The sequence below is a fragment of the Qipengyuania polymorpha genome (assembly GCF_019711435.1).
Taxonomy (GTDB): Bacteria; Pseudomonadota; Alphaproteobacteria; order Sphingomonadales; family Sphingomonadaceae; genus Qipengyuania; species Qipengyuania polymorpha.
Genome location: NZ_JAIGNK010000001.1, coordinates 600,481 through 623,808 on the forward strand (window position 1 = coordinate 600,481; position 23,328 = coordinate 623,808).

At 63.1% G+C, this 23,328-nt stretch carries 17 protein-coding genes; 11 read left to right on the forward strand and 6 right to left on the reverse strand.

Features of this window, described 5'->3' with window-relative positions:
• Nucleotides 1-2: 2 nt before the first annotated feature.
• A complete protein-coding gene (locus tag K3152_RS03020) occupies nucleotides 3-1,913 on the reverse strand; it encodes a lytic transglycosylase domain-containing protein (protein ID WP_247713125.1) in 1,911 nt (636 codons plus the stop codon).
• Nucleotides 1,914-2,066: 153 nt separating this feature from the next.
• Between K3152_RS03020 and dapA the strand changes: the two genes are divergently transcribed.
• Together dapA and K3152_RS03030 are read left to right on the forward strand one after the other, a co-directional pair.
• Nucleotides 2,067-2,948 (forward strand): 4-hydroxy-tetrahydrodipicolinate synthase, encoded by an 882-nt coding sequence (gene dapA, locus K3152_RS03025; protein WP_221572539.1) that lies wholly within the window; start codon nucleotides 2,067-2,069, stop codon nucleotides 2,946-2,948.
• On the forward strand, nucleotides 2,945-3,454 hold the full coding sequence (locus K3152_RS03030) for a DUF805 domain-containing protein (protein WP_221572540.1): 510 nt from the start codon (nucleotides 2,945-2,947) through the stop codon (nucleotides 3,452-3,454). The genes dapA and K3152_RS03030 overlap by 4 nt, the downstream gene beginning before the upstream one ends.
• A 60-nt stretch (nucleotides 3,455-3,514) precedes the next feature.
• On the opposite strand, the gene K3152_RS03035 is transcribed toward K3152_RS03030, so the two are convergent.
• A complete protein-coding gene (locus tag K3152_RS03035) occupies nucleotides 3,515-5,464 on the reverse strand; it encodes an alpha/beta hydrolase family protein (protein ID WP_247713126.1) in 1,950 nt (649 codons plus the stop codon).
• 110 nt (nucleotides 5,465-5,574) lie between these two features.
• Here K3152_RS03035 and smpB point away from each other — a divergent pair, with 110 nt between their 5' ends.
• From smpB to alaS, 9 genes are all read left to right on the forward strand, one after another.
• On the forward strand, nucleotides 5,575-6,057 hold the full coding sequence (gene smpB / locus K3152_RS03040; protein WP_221572541.1) for an SsrA-binding protein SmpB: 483 nt from the start codon (nucleotides 5,575-5,577) through the stop codon (nucleotides 6,055-6,057).
• A 123-nt stretch (nucleotides 6,058-6,180) separates the two neighbouring features.
• Nucleotides 6,181-6,771, forward strand: coding sequence for a DUF2062 domain-containing protein (locus K3152_RS03045; protein ID WP_247713127.1), 591 nt, complete (start codon nucleotides 6,181-6,183; stop codon nucleotides 6,769-6,771).
• Nucleotides 6,768-9,251 (forward strand): hybrid sensor histidine kinase/response regulator, encoded by a 2,484-nt coding sequence (locus K3152_RS03050; RefSeq protein ID WP_221572542.1) that lies wholly within the window; start codon nucleotides 6,768-6,770, stop codon nucleotides 9,249-9,251. The genes K3152_RS03045 and K3152_RS03050 overlap by 4 nt, the downstream gene beginning before the upstream one ends.
• Before the next feature lie 41 nt (nucleotides 9,252-9,292).
• Entirely contained in the window at nucleotides 9,293-10,792 is a 1,500-nt protein-coding gene (locus K3152_RS03055) for a DUF4139 domain-containing protein (RefSeq protein WP_221572543.1), read from the forward strand.
• A 17-nt stretch (nucleotides 10,793-10,809) separates the two neighbouring features.
• Complete coding sequence (locus K3152_RS03060) at nucleotides 10,810-12,474, forward strand: DUF4139 domain-containing protein (protein WP_221572544.1); 1,665 nt, start codon at nucleotides 10,810-10,812, stop codon at nucleotides 12,472-12,474.
• Between the two features lie 120 nt (nucleotides 12,475-12,594).
• Nucleotides 12,595-13,656: a recombinase RecA gene (gene recA, locus K3152_RS03065; protein ID WP_221572545.1), complete on the forward strand. Its 1,062-nt coding sequence runs from the start codon at nucleotides 12,595-12,597 to the stop codon at nucleotides 13,654-13,656.
• Nucleotides 13,657-13,879: 223 nt separating this feature from the next.
• Entirely contained in the window at nucleotides 13,880-14,506 is a 627-nt protein-coding gene (locus K3152_RS03070; RefSeq protein ID WP_221572546.1) for a glutathione S-transferase family protein, read from the forward strand.
• A gap of 4 nt (nucleotides 14,507-14,510) precedes the next feature.
• The gene (locus K3152_RS03075; RefSeq protein ID WP_221572547.1) at nucleotides 14,511-15,350 is read left to right on the forward strand and encodes a class I SAM-dependent methyltransferase; all 840 of its coding nucleotides are present in this window, start codon (nucleotides 14,511-14,513) and stop codon (nucleotides 15,348-15,350) included.
• Nucleotides 15,351-15,422: 72 nt separating this feature from the next.
• The gene (alaS, locus tag K3152_RS03080) at nucleotides 15,423-18,086 is read left to right on the forward strand and encodes an alanine--tRNA ligase (protein WP_221572548.1); all 2,664 of its coding nucleotides are present in this window, start codon (nucleotides 15,423-15,425) and stop codon (nucleotides 18,084-18,086) included.
• 47 nt (nucleotides 18,087-18,133) lie between these two features.
• Here the strand turns inward: alaS and K3152_RS03085 are convergent, their stop codons facing one another.
• The 4 genes from K3152_RS03085 to K3152_RS03100 form a co-directional block, all read right to left on the reverse strand.
• Nucleotides 18,134-18,313: a hypothetical protein gene (locus tag K3152_RS03085; protein WP_221572549.1), complete on the reverse strand. Its 180-nt coding sequence runs from the start codon at nucleotides 18,311-18,313 to the stop codon at nucleotides 18,134-18,136.
• A 45-nt stretch (nucleotides 18,314-18,358) separates the two neighbouring features.
• Nucleotides 18,359-20,119: a cation:proton antiporter domain-containing protein gene (locus K3152_RS03090; RefSeq protein WP_221572550.1), complete on the reverse strand. Its 1,761-nt coding sequence runs from the start codon at nucleotides 20,117-20,119 to the stop codon at nucleotides 18,359-18,361.
• Nucleotides 20,120-20,169: 50 nt separating this feature from the next.
• A complete protein-coding gene (locus tag K3152_RS03095) occupies nucleotides 20,170-21,825 on the reverse strand; it encodes a carbon-nitrogen hydrolase family protein (protein ID WP_221572551.1) in 1,656 nt (551 codons plus the stop codon).
• Between the two features lie 106 nt (nucleotides 21,826-21,931).
• Entirely contained in the window at nucleotides 21,932-23,152 is a 1,221-nt protein-coding gene (locus tag K3152_RS03100; RefSeq protein WP_221572552.1) for an NADP-dependent isocitrate dehydrogenase, read from the reverse strand.
• Nucleotides 23,153-23,328 lie beyond the last annotated feature (176 nt).

A 23,328-nucleotide genomic window follows, 5' to 3' on the forward strand; every position in this document is an offset into this window, starting at 1 on the left:
AGTCAGCGTGGAAGGTAATGCTTCACATCGCGCTGGTAGGGGGCCGACTTGTCCGGATGCATGTTGGCATAGGTCACCGCGTTCCCGATGACGCGCATGACGTAATAGCGCGTCTCGAAATTGGCGGGGATCTGCTCTATCCAGGTGACCCAGTCGACCGACCCGTTACGCGGGTCGCCATTGAGGCGAAGCCATTCGTTCACCCGGCCCGGACCCGCGTTGTATGCCGCAATCGCGAGCGGATAGGCACCGTCATAGCGGTTCATCAGGCGAGCGAAGTGCTGGTCGCCGAGGCGGATATTATAGGACGGGTCGCCCGTGAGGCTCGCCGACATGTACTGGATGCCTGCCTTGCCTGCTTCCTCGCGCGCGGTGCCCGGCATCAGCTGCATCATGCCGCGTGCGCCTGCATGGCTGACGCGGGTGCGGTCGAATTCGCTTTCCTGGCGGGCGATAGCGTGGACCATCGTCCAGTTCGCGCCCGAATGAGTGGGCACGGTCGGGAAACCGAGCCGCTCGAAACCGGCAACTCCGGTCTCGCCAGCGACCATGCCAGCGACAACGGCCATCTCCTCGAGACCCGTTTCGCGGGCGAGTTCGGCCACGAGTGCCATTTCGGTCGGCGTCTTCGCGTTTTCCGCAATGGTTTCGAAGAACGCACGTTCGGTCCGCCAGTCACGGCGGTTGCGCGCCATTTCGCGCAAGGCCTTGGTGGTCGGCTTCGCTTCGAAGGCGCGGCGGGCTTCCTCGTCGATGCCGGCGGTCAGGATCGGCGCGAAGGTCGGCATGGGCTTGCCCATCTCGCTCAGCGCCAGCTGGCCGTAATAATAATCGGGATAGGCCGCGGCCATGTTCCAGTAGCGCTCCGCCTCGGCACGGTCTCCGGCACGCGCCGCCGCGCGGCCCGCCCAGTAAAAACCCTTCGCGCGGGTCAGCGGGGTCTTGCCCGCCGTGCCATAGCGGTAGAACAGCGGCGCGGCGCGCGCCCCGTCACCCAGCGACCACAGCGCCTTGGTGCCGCCGAGCCACATGAGGTCGGTATATTTGTCGCGCAGGGTGAAGCTGCGCTGCGAGATATCGGTGCCGGGGGCGAACAAATCGTCGACCCTGGAGGCGATATTCACCGCGCTGCGAGCATCGGCTCCCTGCGCCACGCGCAGTGCCTCCACGACGTAATCGGTCCCGTCGAAAGCAGGAGTCGTGAAGCTGGCACGGTTGGCGAGCAGGTTCACTGCCGCGGGCAACTGGCCATTGCTGCGATAATAGCGCGCGAGATTATAGACATAGCCCGCGTCGCTCATCGCGCCCTGGGGCACGGTGAGACCGGCGTCGCTCGGCGTACTGCCCTGGAGGAGGGCAAGACGCGCCTGCGCCATCGGGCGATAGGCGGGCGACACGCGCATGATCTGGCGCGATGCAGCCTCGAGATTGCCCTGCCACAGCAGCGCATCCATGCGCGCATCATGGTCTTCGGGCGAGAACGTCTGGCCGAACAGGCCCTGCATATAGGCTTCTGCAGGGCCGCTCATCGTGCCGTTGCGCCAGGCTTCGCGCGCAAGCTCGCCGGCTTCGGGACGGTTCATCGCCGCCAGCGCCAGCGCATAGCGCGCCTTTGCCCCATTAGTGATGGGCGGGTGCGCGTCGAAGAAGCGGACGAGCGCCTGTGGTGACACCGCGTCGCTATCGAGCGCATCTTCCGCGCGGCGCTGGAGCAGTTCCTGCTTGGGAAACTCCGGATGGCTGGCGATGAAGCCGGCATAATCGGCGAAAGCGCCTTCGTCTGACTTGGTCAGATACTCCCAGCGCGCGATTGCCTGGGACATCTTTCCGGGCATCTGGGCGACCATCGACTGGCTGCTGCTGTCGGGCCAGCTGGTCGGCGTTTGCGCCTGCGCGGCGTAGGGAAATGCCATCGCCGTTCCGGCGAGCAGTGCGAAAGAAAAATATGATTTTCGGCCCATGCTGGACATAATGCCCGGCCCCTCCTTATCAGGCGGTGAATGAATTGTGTCCGCGGGTGCCTCAAAGCGCCCGTTTTTCATGTAACTAACGCAGGAAAGAAGAAAATGTTCTCAGGCTCGATTCCGGCTCTGGCGACTCCTTTTCGCGACGGGTCGTTCGACGAGGCGGCTTTCCACAAGCTGGTCGACTGGCAAATCGAAAACGGCAGCAAGGGGCTGGTGCCTTGCGGTACGACCGGCGAGGCCTCGACCATCTCCAATGCGGAGCATCACCGCGTCATCGAGGTATGTATCGAGCAGGCCGCGGGCCGGGTCCCCGTCATCGCCGGTTGCGGCAGCAACGATACGCGTAACGCGCTGCTGCACATGCAATTCGCCAAGAAGGCGGGCGCTGCTGCGGGCCTCTGCGTTGCGCCTTATTACAACCGCCCGAGCCAGACGGGTCTCATCGCCCATTTCAGCCATCTGGCCGAGAACAGCGACCTGCCCATCGTCCTCTACAACGTGCCAAGCCGCACGGTGACCGATATCGAGGACGAGACCGTGTGCGAGCTGGTCAACAAATACCCCGACCGCATCATCGCCATCAAGGATGCGAGCGGCGATTTGTCGCGCGTGGCCGACCACCGCATGGGCATCGGGCGCGATTTTTGCCAGCTTTCGGGCAATGACGAGCTATGGCTGCCGCATTCGGCTGCGGGTGGCTCGGGCTGCATTTCGGTGACGGCCAATGTTGCGCCGAAGCTGTGCGCCGAATTCCACGAGGCGATTGCCGCCGCCGACCTCATCAAGGCGCGCGAAATCAACGACCGCCTGTTCCCGCTGCATTACGCGATGTTCTCCGACGCGAGCCCCGCGCCGGTGAAATACGCGCTGAGCCGTGTGCACGACTGGTTCTCCGAGGACGTCCGCCTGCCGCTGTGCAATGCGAGCGAGGCCAGCCGCCGCCAAGTCGACGAGGCGCTGGAGCACGCGGGACTTCTGTGACAGAGCCCTTTCGCAGCCCGCTTCTGGACATACCCCACGACCTTGCGCGTACGGTGCGCAGCGTATTCGATTTCCATGGTCGGTCTCGCCGCACCGAGGTCTGGACCTATCTTCTCGTCTGGAACTTGGCGCTGCAGTTCACCCTAGGGCTGTTGCTCAAGCTTGGGTTCGATATCGAGACAGAAGACGGAAAGCTGACGCTCTTCGCCGGTCTCGTTACTTTCGCTTATCTCGCACCTTTACCAGCGCTAATCGCGCGTCGTGCCCACGATATCGGCTGGACCGGCTGGACCGCAGTTGCCGTTCCCTTCACCGTATTGGTTTCCGTGCTGGATGAGAACGGGTCTCCCTCGCTCGCAGGCATCGAAAAGCAGGACTTGGGATTGCTGGTCTGGGTATCATCAGCAGCGTTCCTGCTGATATTGCTGATTGCGCTTCTTCCGCCTCACCCGAAGGCGTCGGTCTATGGACCCAATCCTCGATTGAACGAGGTAGCAGACAGCTGAAACGTTTCGCCCCCGCCATATCGGGATATGACGGGGGCGAAGTTGTCAGTTGCTTAGGCGTCAGTTCGCCGGGTTGTGCTTCTCGACGAAACCGATGGATGCCTCGAGCATCTTGAGGCGCGTCGAAGACAGCGACAGCCAGTGGTCTTCGCCGTCGAGCGTGACCAGCTCGTAGGGCCTGCCGGCATCCTTGAGCGCATCGGCCATCTTGTGGCTGTGCGAATAAGGCACGACCGTGTCGTCCTTGCCGTGGATGAGCAGCACCGGCGCATCGGCCTTTGCGGCGAAGCGGCGCGGAGACACTGCGTCCCAGCCTTCTTTCGGGCCGAGTTGGTCGAGCAGCGCGCGCTTGGTAATCCGCTGGCTGCCCGATGCGCGATAGTCCTCATTATACATGGCGGTGATGTCGCTCACCGGAGCAACTGCGACCGCGCATTCATACAGTCCCTGCTGCAGCGTTACGCCCGCAAGAGCGGCATAGCCGCCATAGCTGGCACCGACGATGCAGGCGCGGCTCGGGTCGATGATGCCCTTTTCAGCGAGCGCAGCCATCCCGTCCGAAAGGTCGGTCTGCATCTTGCGGCCCCATTCGCCATAACCTGCCAGCTTGAAGGCCTGGTTGCGGTTGGTCGAACCGCGGAAATTGGGCTGGAAGACCGCATATCCGCGTGCAGCAAATGCCTGCGCCCACCAGTCGAACCCTTCGGTATCATGGGTATGCGGACCGCCGTGCGGCATCATGACCAGCGGCAGGTCCTTGGCTTCCTTGCCGGGCGGCAGGGTCAGGATGCCGTCCATCTCGAGACCATCGGCAGCGGTGTATTCGAAGACCGAGGTTTCGCCTACTACGTCCGGAGTAAGAGATTTGCGTTCATAGGCGATGGCATTGGCTTGTCCGGTCGAAAGGTCGACCACGAACCAGGAACCGCTGTCCCTGTTGCCGCTGGTGCGCACGAGGACTTTCTTGAAGTCGGGCGTCCAGTCCACCATCCGCATGTCGAAATCGGCAAAGGCGGCGCGGATGCTGTTGGCGGTCTTGCCATATTCGGGATTATGGAAAACCGGGCCCTCTTCCTCATCGAGATAACCGACGAGGTAGCCGGTCGTCTCGTCCCAGTAGAGGCGCTCGACATGGGCATCGTCGAGGAAGGGCTTGGCCTCACCGCCGGCGAGAGGGATTTCATACCAACGGATAATATTCTCCGCATCGCGCTCGGAATAAATGACGGTGGTCCCATCATAGCCGAGGCCGACGAGGCCGACGCGGCCATTGCGCTGGTTGCCCGAGGCGATCACGTCGTCGGTGCCCGATTTCAGCTTCCAGTCGCCGTCATTGTAGCTCAGGTCGAGCGATGCAGCGATTTTCCCGTCAGGGCCCAGTACCCAGTCACGATATTCGTTTTCGCTCGCGGAATTGGCCACCTTGCTGACGCGGTTGGTGCGCGTCTCGACCTCGTAGAGGTAGGGGCGACCGTGCTTCCACGTATATTCGCGCATGTTGGAGCCGAGCTTCTCCAGCTCGATGGCACCGAAATAGGCGACATAGCGCCCGTCGACGAAGCGTACGCCGTAGTTACCGTTGATGGAATCGACGAGATTGCGCTTGTTGCCGAAGACGGTCTCGATTTCGCCTTCGTAGGTCACCGGAATGATGCGCGCGACGGAAAACTCGGCCTTGTCGGTGGTGAAGCCCCACAGCTTCTCGGTCTGGCTGGTGATGAACAGCAACTGGTCGTCGCCAATCCAGTCGAAACCGCGGACCTTGGCATCGCCCACCGCCATGCGGCGGATGAGTTTGAGGTCGGGGCCGACGATGAACAGCTGGCGCGTGCCGTCGAGAGTCATCAGGACGGCGATGTTGTTGCCGCTCGGCGAAATGGCGGCATCCTCGACATCGGGCAGGGCGCCATAAGCCGACAGCGGCGCAGGCTCCTTGGCAGCCAGCGCCTGGCCGGAAATTGCGAAAGACACGGCAGCCAATGCTGCCAGGCAGTGACGGAAATACTTCATGCGACCCCCTAAAAGATGCGCGTCTTTTGCATGGCATGACTTACCGAAGCAATAACATAGGGCATGGGGGCTTGGCCTTTTCCCCGATAGTCACTAGATGCGCCGACCTTATGGCCCGTCCCAAACCCGCCACTTTCGACAAGCAGAAAACCGTCGCCGACAACCGGCGCGTGCGGTTCGATTACCATGTCGAGGAGACCTTCGAGGCCGGCCTCGCGCTGCAGGGCACCGAGGTAAAGGCGCTGCGGGCGGGCGAGGCGAGCATCAAGGAAAGCTATGCCGAGGTGCGCGACGGGCAGGTCTGGCTCATCAACGCCAACATTCCCGAATATTCGCACGGCAACCGGCTGAACCATGAACCGCGCCGTCCGCGCAAGCTGCTGCTGCACGCGCGCGAAATCGAGAAGCTCTTCGGCGCGGTAGAGCGCAAGGGCATGACGCTGGTCCCGCTGTCGATCTATTTCAATTCGACCGGCCGCGCGAAGGTGGAACTCGCTCTGGCCAAGGGCAAGCAGGCGCATGACAAGCGCCAGTCCATCAAGGAACGCGACTGGAAGCGCGACAAGGCCCGGCTGATGCGCGAAAAGGGATAAATTCTGCTTCTACCCCTTTCGCAATCAACCTGTGCTAACCACATCGACAATCATGCCGGTTTCGTCGCCTTTCCCCTGTTTTGCACCCTTGCACCCCGCCAGCGAGCGGCGCATGGCAGGAGCATGGGCGTGAGCAGCTTCAAATCGAAGACTTTCCTGGCGGATTTTCTCCGCAAGCACATGCCCACGCGCGATGAAATGGCGAAAAACCGTTTCCTCAAGCCGATCGCGCACCGTTTCCTGAGCCCGGAACTCTGGCGTTTTACCCGCCGCAGCGTGCCGCGCGGCGTGGCGCTGGGCCTGTTCGCAGCCTTCATCGTGCCGCTGGGCCAGATTTTCCTCGCCGCTTTCATGGCGCTGCCCGCACGAGCCAACGTGCCCCTGGCTGCGCTGGTCACCTTCGTCACCAATCCCTTCACGCTGCCCTTCTGGCTCTTGTTTGCCAACCAGACCGGCAAGTTCGTGCTCAATATCGATGCTGCCGTCGGCGGTGGGGCAGGCCAGCTTGCCGAGGACAGCGGCGCGCTTGCCCGCTGGCTGGAGCTGGGTGGGGTGACAGCCTTCGGCTTCCTCGTCCTCGCCATCGTGACCGCTGCAGTCGGCTACATCCTGTCCGGTTTCATCTGGCGTTTCGTTGTCGCCCGCAAGCGTGCACGCCGCCTCCGCCACATGGAAGCACGGCTGGACGAGCGGCTCGAAAAGGGCGCTGAATGAGCTTCTCGGCGGAAGAAGACGTCGAGGGCCTGCCCCCTGTCCCGCTCCTGCTCGGCATATTGCTGGCCTTTGCCGTATCCGTTGGTCTCGTCTGGCTCGCAGCCGGCACATCGCTGGCGGCGGCGGCCTATGGCGGCTCGCTGGTTGCAGTGGTCCTCGCGCTCCTGCTGTCGGCCCGCATGCGGAACAAGCCGACAGAAGACGGTGTGGGCCAGCCCGACTGGTCGGTGACGGCCGCAGCCATCGAGAACCGCAGGCGCGGTGTCGCGGTTGTCGATCGCGCCAATCGCCTTACCTGCGCCAATTCGACCTACGAGAAATGGTTCGGCGCAGACGTCGCGCCGCATGAATTGCGCTTTTCCGACGAAGCCCGGCAGAAAGTCGCCGATGCCTCGCGCACGGCATGGCGCGAAGGTTTTGCCGAATGCGCTGACCTCCCGCTTTCCGAGGGCGAGAACATCTACAACCTCGTCGTCGAGCGAGTCGGGCGCGGCGAGGATTACCTTGTCTGGCGCTTCGGTGAAATCGTCCGCCAGCGTACGCATGACGGCATGGCCGAGCGTATCGCGGGACCGCTCGGCACCATCATGTCGCGCTCGGGCATCGAGCTGGCACTGGTCTCGCCCGACGGCATCGTCCAGGTGGCGACACCGGGCCTTTCGGAACGGGCGACCGGCGCGAAGGATGCCTCGCTCACGGGGCAGGAGTTCGTCCAGCTGCTGCGTTCCGACGACCGCGACCGTATCTTTTTCGCGCGCGAAGGACAGCAGGGTTCGCCGCAGACGCTGGTCCATATCCCGCTCGACCCGCCGCCTGCCAAGGCCGGCCAGCCGCCCGAGGCCGCACCGGCGCTGATGCTGCTGGTCGACAGCACTGTCGGTATCGGCGGCGGTTGGCAGGGTGCGGGCAAGGCCGCCATCCCGCAACTCGAAGCGCTTCTTTCCGCGCTCCCGCTCGGCCTTGCACTGACCGACCGCGACGGGCGCTTCCTGTTTGCCAACAAGGCCTTCCTGCGCGCAGTCGAGCGCGAGGACCTGGGCCTGCCGCAATTCCCTTCCGACCTCGTCGTGCGCGAGGACAAGGCGGCGATGGCCGACACCGTTCGCCGCTTCGCCAAGGGCGCGACGGCCAGCGGCGACATGGCCGTGCGCCTCGCCAACGACAAGGAAGAGCCGGTCTCCATCGGTCTTGCGGGTGTGCGCGGGCTGGGCGATGCCGCCGTGCTCCTTTCCATCAGCGATTCCACCGAGGAAAAGCGCCTGCGCCGCCAGGTCGCGCAGGCCACCAAGATGCAGGCCGTCGGCCAGCTCGCGGGCGGTGTCGCGCATGACTTCAACAATGTGCTGACCGCCATTATCGGCTATTGCGACCTCATGCTGCTGCGCCACACGCCGGGCGACAGCGATTACGACGACATCCAGCAGATCAAGGCGAACTCCAACCGCGCGGCGTCTTTGACCCGACAGTTGCTCGCCTTCTCGCGCCAGCAGACCCTGCGCCCGGTCGTCCTCCAGATGCCCGACGTGGTGAGCGAGGTCAGCCAGCTGCTGAAACGCCTGATGGGCGACAAGATCGAATTCTCGGTCCGCCACGACCGCGAACTCGGCCCGGTGCGTGCCGACCCGCAGCAGCTTGAGCAGGTCATCATCAACCTCGCGGTGAACGCACGCGATGCGATGCAGAGCCATGCGGCCAAGCTCGGCAAGCAGGACTGGAAGGGGCGCCTCACGCTCGCCACCCGCCGCGTCTCGGCGCGCGACGTGCGCAAGATGGGCATCGATATCATGCCCGCCGACGATTACACCGTGCTCATCGTGCAGGACACGGGTGGCGGCATCCCGCAGGACAACATCAACAAGATTTTCGAACCCTTCTTCACCACCAAGGAGCAGGGCAAGGGCACCGGGCTCGGCCTTTCGACGGTCTACGGCATCGTCAAACAGTCGAACGGCTTCATCTTCGCCGACAATGTCACCGATGCGAACGGCGAGGCGGCTGGCGCGCGCTTCACGATGTACCTGCCGGTCTACAAGGGCGAGATGCCTGCCTCCATGCGCGGCGAGGAGTCCGAAGAGGCCAAGGCAAGCGAATGGTCGGGCGGCGGCAAGCTGCTGTTGGTGGAGGACGAAGACATGGTCCGCGCCGTGGCCGAGCGCGCGCTCACGCGTGCAGGCTATTCGGTCACCACCGCACGCGACGGCGAGGAAGGCCTCGCGCAGGTTGCCAATGGCGATATCGAATTCGACCTCATCGTGTCCGACGTCGTCATGCCCGCGATGGACGGCCCGGCAATGGCGCGCGCCGTGCGCAAGGTAAAACCGAAGATTCCGATACTCTTCATGTCGGGTTATGCCGAAGAGCAGTTGCGCAACGACATCGATATCGACAACATGCACTTCATACCCAAGCCCTTCAGCGTCCAGCAGATCAATGCGAAGGTGTCTGAAGTCTTGGGAGAACAGGCCAAGGTCGACGCCTGACATTCGCGCGACCCTGCGGCCTATGCACGAGGGGAGCAGCAATGACGGGTCGTTTCATTCCGGGTCTGGTAGTCACCACCGCGCTGGCAGCCATGCCGCTAGCCGCGCAGACGGACGCAGAGGCGCTCGCCGACCCCGATGCCACCGCGCAAGGCGATGTTTCGGTTACCATTTACAATGGCGGCGAATCGCTGGTGCAGGACATCCGCCAGCTCAACATTGCCAATGGCCGCAGCCGCATCGAATTTCCCGATGTCTCGGCGCGCATCCAGCCCGAAACTCTGAGCTTCGCCGCCGACGGCGCGGCCATCGTCGAACAGAATTTCGACTTCGACCTCCTCACCCCGACCAAGCTGATGGAAAAGGCGATCGGCCAGACCATCACCCTCATCCGGACCAATCCCGCGACCGGCGCCGAGACGCGCGAGCGGGCCACGGTGCTCTCGACCGCAGGGGGCGTAGTCGTAAAGATCGGCGACCGTATCGAAGTGCTGCGCGATGATGGCCTGCCGGTGCGCGCCATTTTCGACCGTGTCCCGCCCAATTTGCGCGCTCGCCCGACGCTGTCGGTCATGGTCGATTCGACGCGGGCAGGGCGCCGTCCTGCCTCCATTCGCTACCTCACCGACGGGCTGGGCTGGGATGCCGACTATGTCGCGCTGTTCGACGAGGGTAACAGCCTCATCGACATGCAGGGCTGGGTGACACTGACCAACACCACCGGCACCACCTTTCACGATGCCGACCTGCTGCTCGTCGCAGGCGACCCGACGCACGGCCGCGACCGCCGCCGCGCCCGTCGCAGCATGGTCCGCCCCGGCACCGAGACCGCCAATCGCGAGCGGCTGGCCGATTTCTATCTTTATCCTATCGAGGGCCGCACCACGGTCGCCAACCAGCAGACCAAGCAGGTGAGCTTTCTCGATGTGCAGGGCGTACCGGCCAACCGTCGCTACACCAGCTATATTGATTGGCTCGCGCGCGACCCGAGCCCGGTTGCGGTGAATACATCAATTCGTTTCAGCACCTCACGCGAGCAGGGGCTGGGCGATGCACTGCCCGGAGGCACGGTGCGCTTCTACCAGCGCGACAGCCAAGGGTCGCCGCAATTCATCGGCGAATCCAGCATCCGCCACACGCCGATGGGCAGCCAGCTCGGCCTAACCACGGGCGACGCCTTCGATGTCTACACGCAGGCCGAAGTCGAAAGCCGCGAGGAAATTTCCAGGGGCGAATTCGAACGTTCCTACCGCAAGCGCGTCCTCGTCGATGGCGAGGTGGTGCGCGAGGAGGATATCGAGGTCGAGGTGAAATATTACCGCACGACCATGCGCTACACCTTCTTCAACGCCAAGCCGGTGCCGGTCGATGTCGAGCTCTTCCAGCGCGGGCTGCAGCCCAATTGGTGGAGCCGCGACTACCGTGTGGTGTCGGAAGATGTCGAAGGCGAGCAGCACAGCATCGGCACTCGCAAATGGACCGTGCGCGTGCCCGCCAATGACGAGCGGGTAATGCGAGTGACTTACGAAACGCGCTACTGAGCGGGAGGGTTAGCGCTATGCGCCTCACGCTCCCATATGCCGCGGCCCTGACCTGCGCGCTGGCCATGCCCGCCGCCGCGCAGGAGGAGAACCGCGCGCGCATCTTCGCCTCTGCGCCCAGCCATCACGCCGTCACCGTCTATCGCGACCCCGAGCGCGAGGAAGAAGAGCGCATGCGCCGCAACTGGCCGCAAGGTTTCGCGATGATAAGCGAGACCCGGACAGTCACGCTCCCGCCCGGCCAGTCGACCATCCTCTTCGAAGGCGTGGCCGAGGGCATGGTCGCCGTCAGCGCCATCGTCACCGGCCTGCCCGGCGGCACAATCGAGAAGAACCGCAACGCCGACCTCCTCTCGCCTGCCGCGCTGGTCGACCGCACGCTCGGCAACCGCGTCACCATCACGCGCACCAATCCGGGCACGGGCGAGGCGAGCAGCGAGGAGGCTATCGTGCGCACCCGCGCCGACGGGGGCCTCGTACTTGAGACCCAGAGCGGGTTCGAGGCGGTGCGCTGTTCGGGACTTCCGGAGAAGCTCACCTTCGACAGCGTTCCGCGCGAGCTCTCCGCCAATCCCATCTTCAACATCGACACCTTCAGCGAGACCGGCGGCACCTACGAGGTGACGCTGACCTACCTCTCCTGGGGCTTCGACTGGGAGGCCAATTACGTCGCCTATCTCGGCAACGGGAAGGCGGACGGCACCTTCGACATGCAGCTGATGAGCTGGCTCACCGTGCTCAACGACAATGGCCAGTCCTTTCCCGATGCCGAGCTGATGGTGGTTGCCGGCGAACTGGTGGTCGAAAGCGATTTCGAAGACCTCGCCGATGCGCCGACTGCCCGCCCGCTTCGCCTGAATTGCTATCCGCTGGGTTCCACCGCTACCGGCTCGCCGGTGCCGTTCTACGGTCCTTACCCACCACCGCCTCCGCCGCCGCCTTCTCCGGCAATGATGGACTCGGTAGCCCCGATTGTCGTGACTGGCTCTCGCGCACGGCAGCAGGCGCTCGAACTTGCCAGCCCCGTGACCGTGCTCTCGGCAGAAGCCATGGCGCGCGAGGAGGCGCTTGGCGACCTGAAACTTTACCGCGTTCCGCGCGGAGTTACGGTTGCCGCCAAGGGCATGAAGCAGGTTGCCTTCCTCTCGCGCGAAGCGGTTAGCACACGCTGGGTTTACGAGGCGCAATGCGACCCGCTCGATGACATTGAAGATTTCGAAAATCTCGACCCGACCTCTATCAAGCTCGTCACCGAGAATACCGAAGAATCCGGCCTCGGTGCATCATTGCCGATGGGCAATTTGACTGTTTACGAAAACACCAGCGTCGGCCCCCAACTGGTATCGGAACTGAACCTGCGCGATTATCCTTACGGGCAGGATGTCGAGCTTGAGATCGGAGACAGCACCCAGGTTTTTGCTGAGTGCAATCATGTTGAAGACAAGGATGCTGAAGACCGCGGGCGCCGCTGGACCAAGATGCGGGTTCTGCTCAGCAACGCTAATGATGCGCCTGTCCGGGTAAGGCTGAAACTCGGCTATCCCGACGAGTGGGAAATCCGCTATCCCCGCCGCAAGCCACAATTGAAGGATGGCGAGATGGTCATCGAAGTCGAAGTCCCCCCTAACGGGACGTTCGACAAGGTCTTCCGCATCCGTCCGACCAAGGCGCGTCTCCGCTAATTTCTCCCCCGGCGTGAAAAAATTTCTGTTCCACTCTTGTTCTTACGGAACAAAGTGGGTACATGACGTTCCAGTTGAAGAGTCGATAGCGGCTCTGGATATTGCAAAGGGGAATATGTCATGGCGGCCAGTCTGAAGCTTGTAGAAGGAAAGAAAGTGGACGCAGACCGCCAGAAGGCATTGGACGCAGCGCTCTCGCAGATTGACCGCGCATTCGGGAAGGGCTCGGCGATGAAGCTGGGCCAGAAGGAAGCGATGAATGTGGAGGCTATCTCCACCGGCTCCCTCGGCCTCGATATCGCACTGGGTGTCGGCGGCCTGCCCAAGGGCCGCGTCATCGAAGTCTATGGCCCTGAAAGCTCGGGCAAGACCACGCTCGCGCTGCACTGCATCGCCGAAGCGCAGAAGGCCGGCGGCACCGCGGCCTTCGTCGACGCCGAACATGCGCTCGACCCGGTCTATGCCAAGAAGCTGGGTGTCGACATCGACGAACTGATCGTGTCGCAGCCCGATACCGGCGAACAGGCACTCGAAATCACCGACACGCTGGTGCGCTCGAATGCCATCGACATTCTCGTGGTCGACTCGGTTGCAGCACTCGTGCCGCGCGCCGAAATCGAAGGCGAGATGGGTGACAGCCACGTCGGCCTGCAGGCCCGCCTCATGTCGCAGTCGCTGCGCAAGCTCACCGGCTCGATCAACCGTTCCAAGTGCATGGTGATTTTCATCAACCAGCTGCGCATGAAGATCGGCGTGATGTACGGTAACCCCGAGACCACCACCGGCGGTAACGCGCTCAAGTTCTACGCTTCGGTCCGTCTCGACATCCGCCGTACCGGCCAGATCAAGGACCGTGACGAGGTTATCGGCAACTCGACCCGCGTGAAAGTGGTCAAGAACAAGGTCGCCCCGCCGTTCAAGCAGGTCGAATTCGACATCATGTATGGCGAAGGCATCTCGAAGATCGGCGAAATCCTCGACCTCGGTGTGAAGGCCGGCGTGGTGGAGAAGTCGGGCAGCTGGTTCAGCTATGACAGCGTCCGCATCGGCCAGGGCCGCGAGAACGCGAAGAATTTCCTGAAAGAAAATCCTGAAATGTGCGCCAAGTTGGAAGCCGCCATCCGCGGCAAAACCGACGAGGTCGCCGAAGAGATGATGACTGGTCCGGACGCGGAAGACTGATCACATCGCTTCAAGCGGGAGCGCGAGGCAGCACCCATTCCCCGCCGCCTCGCCGCCAGCCGGACTGTCCCCCGGCGCTCCCGGAAACACGGAAAGCCGGTGCGCGCGCTCCCTCCCATTGCCGCCGCACCGGCTTTTCGCGTGTCCGGTCGGGACACAAGATTGAGGGTGGCGCTCCGCTCTCCGGCTGCCTAGGCAAGGGCAAATTTTTCGGAGAGAGCGCATGACCATCACCGTCCACCACCTCAACAACAGTCGCTCACAGCGCATTCTCTGGCTGCTGGAGGAACTGGGCGCGGATTACGACATCGTCTCCTACCAGCGCGATGCCACGACAAACCTCGCACCGTCCGAACTCAAGAATGCCCACCCGCTCGGCAAGTCGCCTGTCATCGAAGACAATGGCCGCCTCATCAGCGAAAGCGGGGCCATCATCGAATACCTCTGCGAGAGGCATGGCGGCGAGGACTGGCTCCCGGACCGCAGCAGCGACGCCTGGATAGACCATCTCGAATGGATGCAATTCGGCGAAAGCTCTTTCTTCGTGCCGGTGATGCTGAAGATTTACGCTGGTCGCCTTGGCGATGCAGCTGCCCCGTTGATGCCGCGCGTGGACGAACAGCTCGCAGCCCACATCGCCTATGCCGAAGAGAAAATTTCCGACGACCTGCACTTCGTCGGCAACGACTGGAGCGCGGCCGATGTGATGATGAGTTTCCCCGCCGAAATCGCCGTCATGCAGGGCTATGGCGAGAAGGCACCCAAGCTCGCCCGCTTCGTCGAGGCCATCCATGCGCGGCCAGCGTGGCAGAAGGCCTACGAGCGCGGCGGCCCCTACTTCGTCTGGTAACGCGATGACCACGGCAAACGAATGGCAGGACCGCGTCGGCGAGAGCTGGGCAAGAGAGTGGCAGCGCACAGACCGCAGCTTTCGCGAGTTGACCGGCCAGTTGCTCGATACGGTACAGGCTGAGCCATACCGGTCTGCTCTGGACATCGGATGCGGTGCCGGGGAACTGACGGTCAGCCTTGCAAAGGCCAATCCCTCTGCCGCTCACCTCGGTCTCGATATCAGCGAAGACCTCGCCGCTGCGGCACGTGAACGCACGGCTGCCTTGCCCAATGCGACTATCCAACTCGGCGATGCTGCGTCATGGAATTGCGACGGAAATGACCGTCCGGACCTGCTTGTCTCCCGCCACGGCGTCATGTTCTTTCCGGACCCGACATCTGCATTCGCGCATCTGCGGAAGCAAGCCGACCCGCAAGCCCACCTCACATTTAGTTGTTTTCGCCAGCCATCGGAGAACGTGTGGGTACGCGAACTCGCTTCCCTCATGCCCAAGTCACCCGAAGCGCAGGCTCCCGACCCGCGCGCGCCTGGCCCCTTTGCATTCGGTGAAAAGGACTATGTCGCGGACCTGCTCGGGAAGGCAGGCTGGCGCAACATCGACTTCATTCCCGTCGACTACGCGATGGTGGTGGGCGAAGGGGAGGACGGAGATGCGGTCGCCGATGCGACGTCCTATTTCCGCGCCATCGGCCCCGCCGCACGTGTAATCTCCGAACTCGACGGCGCGGCGCGCGAGGAGGTCCTGCAGCGCCTCTTCGGGATGGGCGAAAGGCATCGCACCGGGAATACGGTCTCGCTACCTGCCGCCTGCTGGATTGTGACGGCCACAGCCTCCGACTAATCGACCGTTTCGCGCATTGTGCGCGGGTTTTGCGGCTTGTCGCGGGCAGCGCGATTGCCTAATTGCGCCCGCATGACGTCGACCAATGAAATCCGCCGCTCCTTCCTCGATTATTTCGGCAGCAACGACCATGCCGAAGTGCCGAGCGCGCCGCTCGTGCCCTTCAGCGATCCCACGCTGATGTTCGTCAATGCAGGGATGGTGCCGTTCAAGAACGCCTTTACCGGTCTCGAGACCCCGCCCGCACCGCGCGCCACCAGCGCGCAAAAATGCGTGCGCGCCGGCGGCAAGCATAACGACCTCGACAATGTCGGCTACACCGCGCGGCATCACACTTTCTTCGAGATGCTCGGCAATTTCAGCTTCGGCGATTATTTCAAGGAACAGGCGATCGACCACGCCTGGACCCTCCTGACCAAGGAATGGGGTCTCGACGAGGACCGCCTGCTGGTCACCGTCTATCACACCGACGACGAGGCCTTCGACCTATGGAAAAAGCGCACCGGCTTTGCCGACGAGCGCATCATCCGCATCCCGACCAAAGACAATTTCTGGGCCATGGGCTCGGACGGTCCGTGCGGTCCCTGCTCGGAAATCTTTTACGACCACGGGGACCACATCTGGGGCGGCCCTCCGGGTAGCCCCGAAGAGGATGGCGACCGTTTCGTCGAAATTTGGAACCTGGTCTTCATGCAGTTCACGCAGGAAGCGGACGAAATTGTCGGCGACCTGCCCAAGCCCAGTATCGACACCGGCATGGGTATCGAGCGCGTGGCGGCCGTCATGCAGGGCGTCCATGACAATTACGACACCGACACTTTCAAGGCGCTCATCGGCGCAAGCGAAGCGCTGACCGGGGTCAAGGCTGAAGGCGACAAGACCGCCAGCCACCGTGTCATTGCGGACCACCTGCGCTCGACCAGCTTCCTCCTTGCTGATGGAGTGCTGCCCAGCAACGAGGGCCGCGGTTATGTCCTTCGCCGTATCATGCGCCGGGCCATGCGCCATGCGCACCTGCTGGGCGCGAGCGAGCCATTGATGTACCGCCTCGTGCCCGAACTCGTCAGCGAGATGGGCGCAGCCTATCCCGAACTGGTACGCGGCCAGCCGCTCATCCAGGAAGTGCTCGAACGCGAGGAAACGCAGTTCCGCCGCACGCTCGACAAGGGCCTCAAGCTGCTCGACGAAGCCACCGGCGATATGGGCGAGGGCGGCACGCTCGACGGCGGCACCGCCTTCAAACTCTACGACACCTATGGCTTCCCCTACGACCTTACCGAGGATGCGCTGCGCAACCGCGGCATCGGCGTCGACAAGGACGGGTTCGATGCTGCCATGGCGCAGCAGAAAGCCGCCGCGCGCGCTGCGTGGAAGGGTTCTGGCGAGGCGGCCAGCGAGGAAGTCTGGTTCGACATCGCCGAGCGCGAAGGCTCGACCGAGTTCACCGGCTACAGCTCCGACACGGGCGAGGCCGAAGTGGTTGCGCTGGTGAAAGACGGCAAGGAAGTCGACAGCGCCTCCGAAGGCGACGAAGTTATCATCCTTACCAACCAGACGCCGTTCTATGGCGAGAGCGGCGGCCAGACCGGCGATGCCGGACGCATCTGGACGCCCGAGGGCCTCGAGGCCAAGGTCTCGACTACCAATAAGCCGCTCGGCCGGCTGCACACGCATGTCGCGAAAATTGCCAAGGGCGGCGTGAAGGTCGGCGATGCGGTGCATCTCGAGATCGACGCCGAGCGCCGCGACCGCATTCGTGCGAACCATTCGGCCACGCATCTCGTCCACGCCGCGCTGCGCAACCGTCTTGGCGGCCACGTCACGCAAAAGGGCTCACTTGTTTCGGACGACCGTTTCCGTTTCGACTTCTCGCACCCCAAGCCGCTCGGCGATGACGATATCGCTGCTATCGAGGCCGAGGTGAACGAGGAAATCCGCGCCAACGAAACCGTCGGCACGCGCCTGATGACGCCCGACGATGCCGTGGCAGCTGGGGCGCTCGCGCTATTCGGCGAGAAGTATGGTGACGAGGTTCGCGTCCTCTCGATGGGTCGTAAGGGCGGCGAGGGCAAGAACTACTCGGTCGAACTGTGCGGCGGCACCCATGTCGAGGCGACGGGTGACATCGGCCTGTTCAAGATTGTCAGCGAAAGCGCGGTCAGTTCGGGCGTGCGCCGTATCGAGGCGCTGACCGGCGAGGCGGCGCGCCAATGGCTGCTCGCTCGTGATGAAACCGTCCGTGCCATTGCCGGTGCGCTGAAGACCTCGCCCGATGAAGCGGCTGCTCGCGTCTCGGCGTTGGTCGATGAGCGCAAGCGGCTCGAAAAGGAACTCGCCGAAGCCAAGCGCGCGCTTGCGCTGGGTGGCGGCGGCTCGGGCGATGCAGGCTCGGCCGACGAGGACATCGGCGGGGTCAAATTCTCCGGCCAGGTCATCGAAGGCCTCAGCCCCAAGGAACTGCGCCCGCTGCTCGACGAAGCCAAGACCCGCATGGGTTCGGGTATCGCCGCAATCTGCGCGGTCAATGACGGCAAGGGCGCTTTCGCCGTGGCCGTGACCGACGATCTGACCGATCGCTTCAGTGCCGTTGATTTCGTGCGCGCCGGCGTGGAGGCGCTCGGCGGCAAGGGCGGCGGTGGCCGTCCCGATATGGCTCAGGGCGGCGGTCCGGACGGTTCGAAAGCGGATGACGCCATCGCTGCCGTGCGCGAGGTCCTCGCAAAAGAAAACGCCTGACCCGCCCGAAGCCGGTCAGGCGCTGTTTCTCCTCTCTCGGGAGATAATCAGGCGTTGGGCGTGCTCTTGGTGACGCCGCTCGAGCCCTGCTCGATGTCATAGCCTTCGGTGTCTCCGGGTGCGCCGCGCTGGTCGGTCGGTGCCTGATCCATCTGCGGATCCTGCACATTCTGCGGCTTGAACTTTTCATCGTTCGGGGTCGGCTTGGTCGGGTCCTGTTGGCTCATATTTGCTCTCCTTTTGCCTAATCAACGGCTTGGGAGCGAAAATGTTCAACCATCCGCCGTGCTGGAGCGTAGTTTCGGCTTGTAACCCAGCGCGCCTTCCTCCTCGATCTGCGCACGGAATTCGTCGCGCTTTTCGTGGATGGAGGCGATGACCGGACCCATGGCGACGCCGATATCGACGAGAACTGCCTCGGTCAGCTGAAGAGTCGCCTCGAGCGCTTCGGGAACGGCATGGCTGGCCCCTGCGCGGTAGAGTTCGGCGGCATGCGCGATATCGCGGGCGCGGGCGACGATGAGGAGGTCGGGATATTCGCCGCGCAATTTGCGCACGAGGCGCTCGGCAAGGACCGGTTCGTCCATTGTGAGCACGACGGCGAGGGCGTCTTCAACGCCCAGGCGGTGCAAGGCATCGCCTCTCGCGGCATCGCCGAAGGTCGCGCGATACCCCTTGCGCTTGGCGCTTGCGATGAGGTCGGCATCGCTGTCGAGCGCGACATAGGGTTTCTCGTGCTTGTCGAGCATCTGGGCGATGAGGCGGCCCACGCGGCCGGCCCCGACGATGATGACCTTGCGCTCGCCCTCGTCCTCGGGCGGGAGCTCTGGTGCTGGTTCAACCCGGCGCGCCACCACGCGGCCGAGGCGGGCGAGCAGCGGCGTGATGGTTAGGCCGATGGCAGTCACGATTTGCCAGAATTGCGCGGTGCCGGGCTGGATCAGCAGCGCCGAGCTGGCCGCGGCGAGCACGATGAGCGTGGTTTCCGAGGGGCTGGCCATGAGAATGCCGGTCTCGGCTGCGGTGCTGCGGCGCGCTCCCATCAGGCGGAGCAAGACCCCGGTCAGTAGTGCCTTGAAGACCAGCACACCCACGACCGCAGTCGCAATCATGCCGAAATGCTCGGCAATGGTGGCGAGGTCGATGCTCATGCCGACCGTAATCAGGAAGATACCCAGCGCGAGACCCTTGAAGGGCTCCATGATGCTTTCGACCTCGGTGTGGTACTCGGTCTCGGCAATCAGCAGGCCTGCAATCAGCGCGCCGACGATGGGCGACAGGCCGACGGCAGCCGTCGCGAGGCTCGAGCCGATGACCACCAGCATGGCTGCGGCAAGGAACAATTCGGGGCTCTTGGTGCGTGCGGCCTGCGCGAAGAGGCGGGGGAGGGCGAAACGGCCCACGATCATCATCACCGCGATGACCGCGGCGCCCTGCCACATGGTCGTGAGCAGGCCTTCCCAGCCTTCCGACGCGGCATTGGGTGCCATGGCGCCGAGGACGAAGACGATGGGGACGATCATGATATCTTCGAACAGCAGCATCGACAATGCTGCACGGCCGACAGGGCTGGTGCTGCCCGAAATCGGGAGGACGATGGCAGTCGAGGAGAAGGCGAGGGCAAAGCCCAATGCCAGCGCGCCAATCCAGTACTGCCCCATCATCGAGAGGACGACGGCAAGGCAGATGCCGCCAATGAGGAGTTCCGCCGCGCCGAGCCCGAACACCAGCCTGCGCAATTGCCACAGGCGCTTGAATGAAAGTTCCAGCCCGATGGCGAAGAGCAACAGGATGATCCCGAATTCGGCGAATAAATCCAGCGCCTCCGGGTCCGATATTGTGACGTGTTCGAGCCATGGTCGCTCGAAGACGAGTTGGCCGAGGCCGTACGGTCCGACGAGGATGCCGATGAGGATGAACCCGATGACCGGCGTGATGCGGAAGCGGGTGAAAACGGGAATGACCAAGCCCGCCGCGCCAAGGATGACGAGCGCGTCGGAAAGTGCAGGTGATGCCAGTTCGCCCGATGCCATGGGTTAGCTCTAGCCAGCAGGTTTTACGAAGTCACGACGCTTGGGAAGTTTTAGCCACCGCCGGGATGCGCAGGACCGAGCGGTTCGCGGCGCGGACGCGGTTTCCCGGGGTGTTTGCCATCCTCGTCCCACTCGATGCGGTAGAGGTCGAAGCGGCGGTCGGCGAGATTACGCACGGTCCCTTCGGCGCGCGCCCATTGGAGGTCGGCAAGGTTCACGTCGCTGATGGTGAGCGTTTCCACGTTCTCGGTGGATTCGGCGGCAATGCCATCGCGCGCGAAGGGGAAGTCGCAGGGAGTCAGGATGCAGCTTTGCGCATACTGGATGTCCATATTGCCCACATTCGGCAAATTGCCGACATTGCCCGAGAGCACGACGAAGCACTGGTTCTCGATGGCGCGCGCCTGTCCGCAATAGCGCACGCGGAGATAGCCCTGGCGGCTGTCGGTGCAGAAGGGCACGAAGATGATGCGCGCGCCTTCGTCGGCAAGGCGGCGGCTGAGTTCGGGGAATTCGCTGTCGTAGCAAATCTGCACGCCGATCGGACCGCAGTCGGTCTGGATGACCTCCACCTTGTCGCCGCCCTTGATGTTCCACCAGTACCGCTCGTTCGGCGTGGGGTGGATCTTCTCCTGCGCGTGGACCGAACCGTCGCGCAGGCAGACATAGGCGACATTGTGGATGTCGCCATCTTCCATCCGCGTCGGGTGGCTGCCGGCGATGATGTTGATGTTGTAGCGCATCGCCATCTCGGAGATGTCGTCGCGCAGGCGCGGGGTATATTCGGACAGGCGCTCGATTGCCTCGACGGGCGAGAGTTCCTTCTCCTCGAAACTCAGCAGCATGAGCGTGAAGAGCTCGGGAAAGACGATGAAGTCCGATTCGTAATCGCTTGCAACGTCTACGAAATATGTGACGTGGCGCATGAATTCGTCATAGTCCGCCACCTGCCGCGCCTGCAGCTGGCACGTCGCCACGCGCACGGCCTCGACACCGCGCGGGATGCGCTTTTTCACCGGCTGGTCGCGCTCGACATAGGGGTTGCGCCAGACCATCATCACGGCGTTCGCTATGCTGGCCTTGTCCTCGGGAAGGTAGCCTTCCATGATGCGTTCGGGCTCGAAACCATTCGCGAGCTGGAAGCGCAGGACGGGGTCGTGCAATTTCCCTTCGACGACCTTTTCCAGATAGTCTTGCGGACCATCCACCTTGCGGCGGGAGCGTCGATAATTCGGCATACGTCCGGCGAAGACGATGCCAGTCAGGTCCTTGTCTTCGGCCAGCGCGCGGCGCTCTTCGTATAGTCGCCGCCCGATGCGTACGCCGCGCACCTTGGGGTCGACGCACATCTCGTAGCCATAAAGCCAGTCGCCGGTCGGGTCGTGACGGCTGCCGTAGCCATTGCCGGTAATCTCGTCCCAGTCATGGTCCTGGAAGGCGAGTGCCTCGGCCAACTGCATGGTGGCACAGTATCCTACCACCTCGTCATCGAGCAGGGCGACGAAGCAACCTTCCTTGAAGTTGTTGATCTGCCCGCGGATTTCGCCGTGGGTGTAGGCGGGCATGTCCTCGTAAACGCGCCGCACGAGGTTCGCGATGCCGGGAATGTCCTTGATCATCGCATTGCGGACATCGAGCCGTTTCTGCCCGAACTTTTCCGAACCCTTGCGGCGTGTGGTGCGCTTCTTCGCTGGCTGCTTGGCCATCAATACCCCGTCTTCAATTTATCGACCCCAAACGAAAACGGGGCCGGCTTTACGCCGACCCCGATGATCTGGCTTATCCGGGTAACGACCCGGACGCGCTTGGGTTTCAGCCCCAGTTCGCCATTTCGGCTTCGAGGCCTTCCACGATGGCTTCGAAGAACTGTTCGGTGGTCATCCAGCTCTGGTCCGGGCCGATCAGCAGTGCGAGGTCCTTGGTCATCTTGCCGCTCTCGACGGTCTTGATGCAGACCTGCTCGAGCGTCTCGGCGAACTTCACCACATCGGGCGTGCCATCGAACTTGCCGCGATACATGAGGCCGCGCGTCCAGGCGAAGATGCTGGCGATCGGGTTGGTCGAGGTCGCCTTGCCCTGCTGGTGCTGGCGATAGTGACGGGTGACGGTGCCGTGGGCTGCTTCCGCTTCCACGGTCTTGCCATCGGGCGTCATCAGCACCGAGGTCATCAGGCCGAGCGAGCCGAAGCCCTGCGCGACGATGTCCGACTGCACGTCGCCGTCGTAGTTCTTGCAGGCCCAGACGAACTTGCCGTTCCACTTGAGCGCGGCGGCGACCATGTCGTCGATCAGGCGGTGCTCGTAGGTGAGGCCGTGCTTTTCGAACTCGGCCTTGTATTCGGCGTCGAACACTTCCTGGAACAGGTCCTTGAAGCGGCCATCGTACTTCTTGAGAATGGTGTTCTTGGTCGACAGGTACACCGGCCACTTGCGGTCGAGACCATAAGCGAAGCTGGCGCGCGCGAAGTCGCGGATGCTGTCGTCGAGGTTGTACATTGCCATGGCGACGCCGGGGCTCTGGAATTCGAACACGTCGAGATCGATGTTCTCGCCGTTCTCGCCTTCGAAGACGAGGCGCAGCTTGCCGGCGCCCGGGATCAGCGTGTCGGTGGCGCGATACTGGTCACCGAAAGCATGACGGCCGACCACGATGGGGTCGGTCCAGCCCGGCACGAGACGCGGCACGTTGTCGATGACGATCGGCTCGCGGAAGACCACGCCGCCGAGGATGTTGCGGATCGTGCCGTTGGGCGAACGCCACATCTTCTTGAGGTCAAATTCTTCAACGCGTGCTTCGTCGGGAGTGATCGTGGCGCACTTCACGCCGACACCGTGTTCCTTGATCGCGTTGGCCGCATCGACCGTGATCTGGTCATCGGTCTCGTCGCGCTTTTCGATCGAGAGGTCGTAATACTTGAGGTCGATGTCGAGATAGGGAAGGATCAGCCGTTCGCGGATCCACTTCCAGATGATCTTCGTCATTTCGTCGCCGTCGAGTTCGACGACCGGGTTGGCTACCTTGATCTTGGCCATGGGTTTCCTGTCTGTTCGGATTGAGTTGGGCGCGCTTTAGCAGAGACGCTGGCGAGGGCAAGGTGGGGCCGGATGCGGGCTTGGTTACGGTAGGCTTAACCCCATGAGGCAATAGCAAATTATATTGCCATCAAGCCGCTGCTTGGATTAGGGGAGCGCCCGCACGGCGCGGTGGG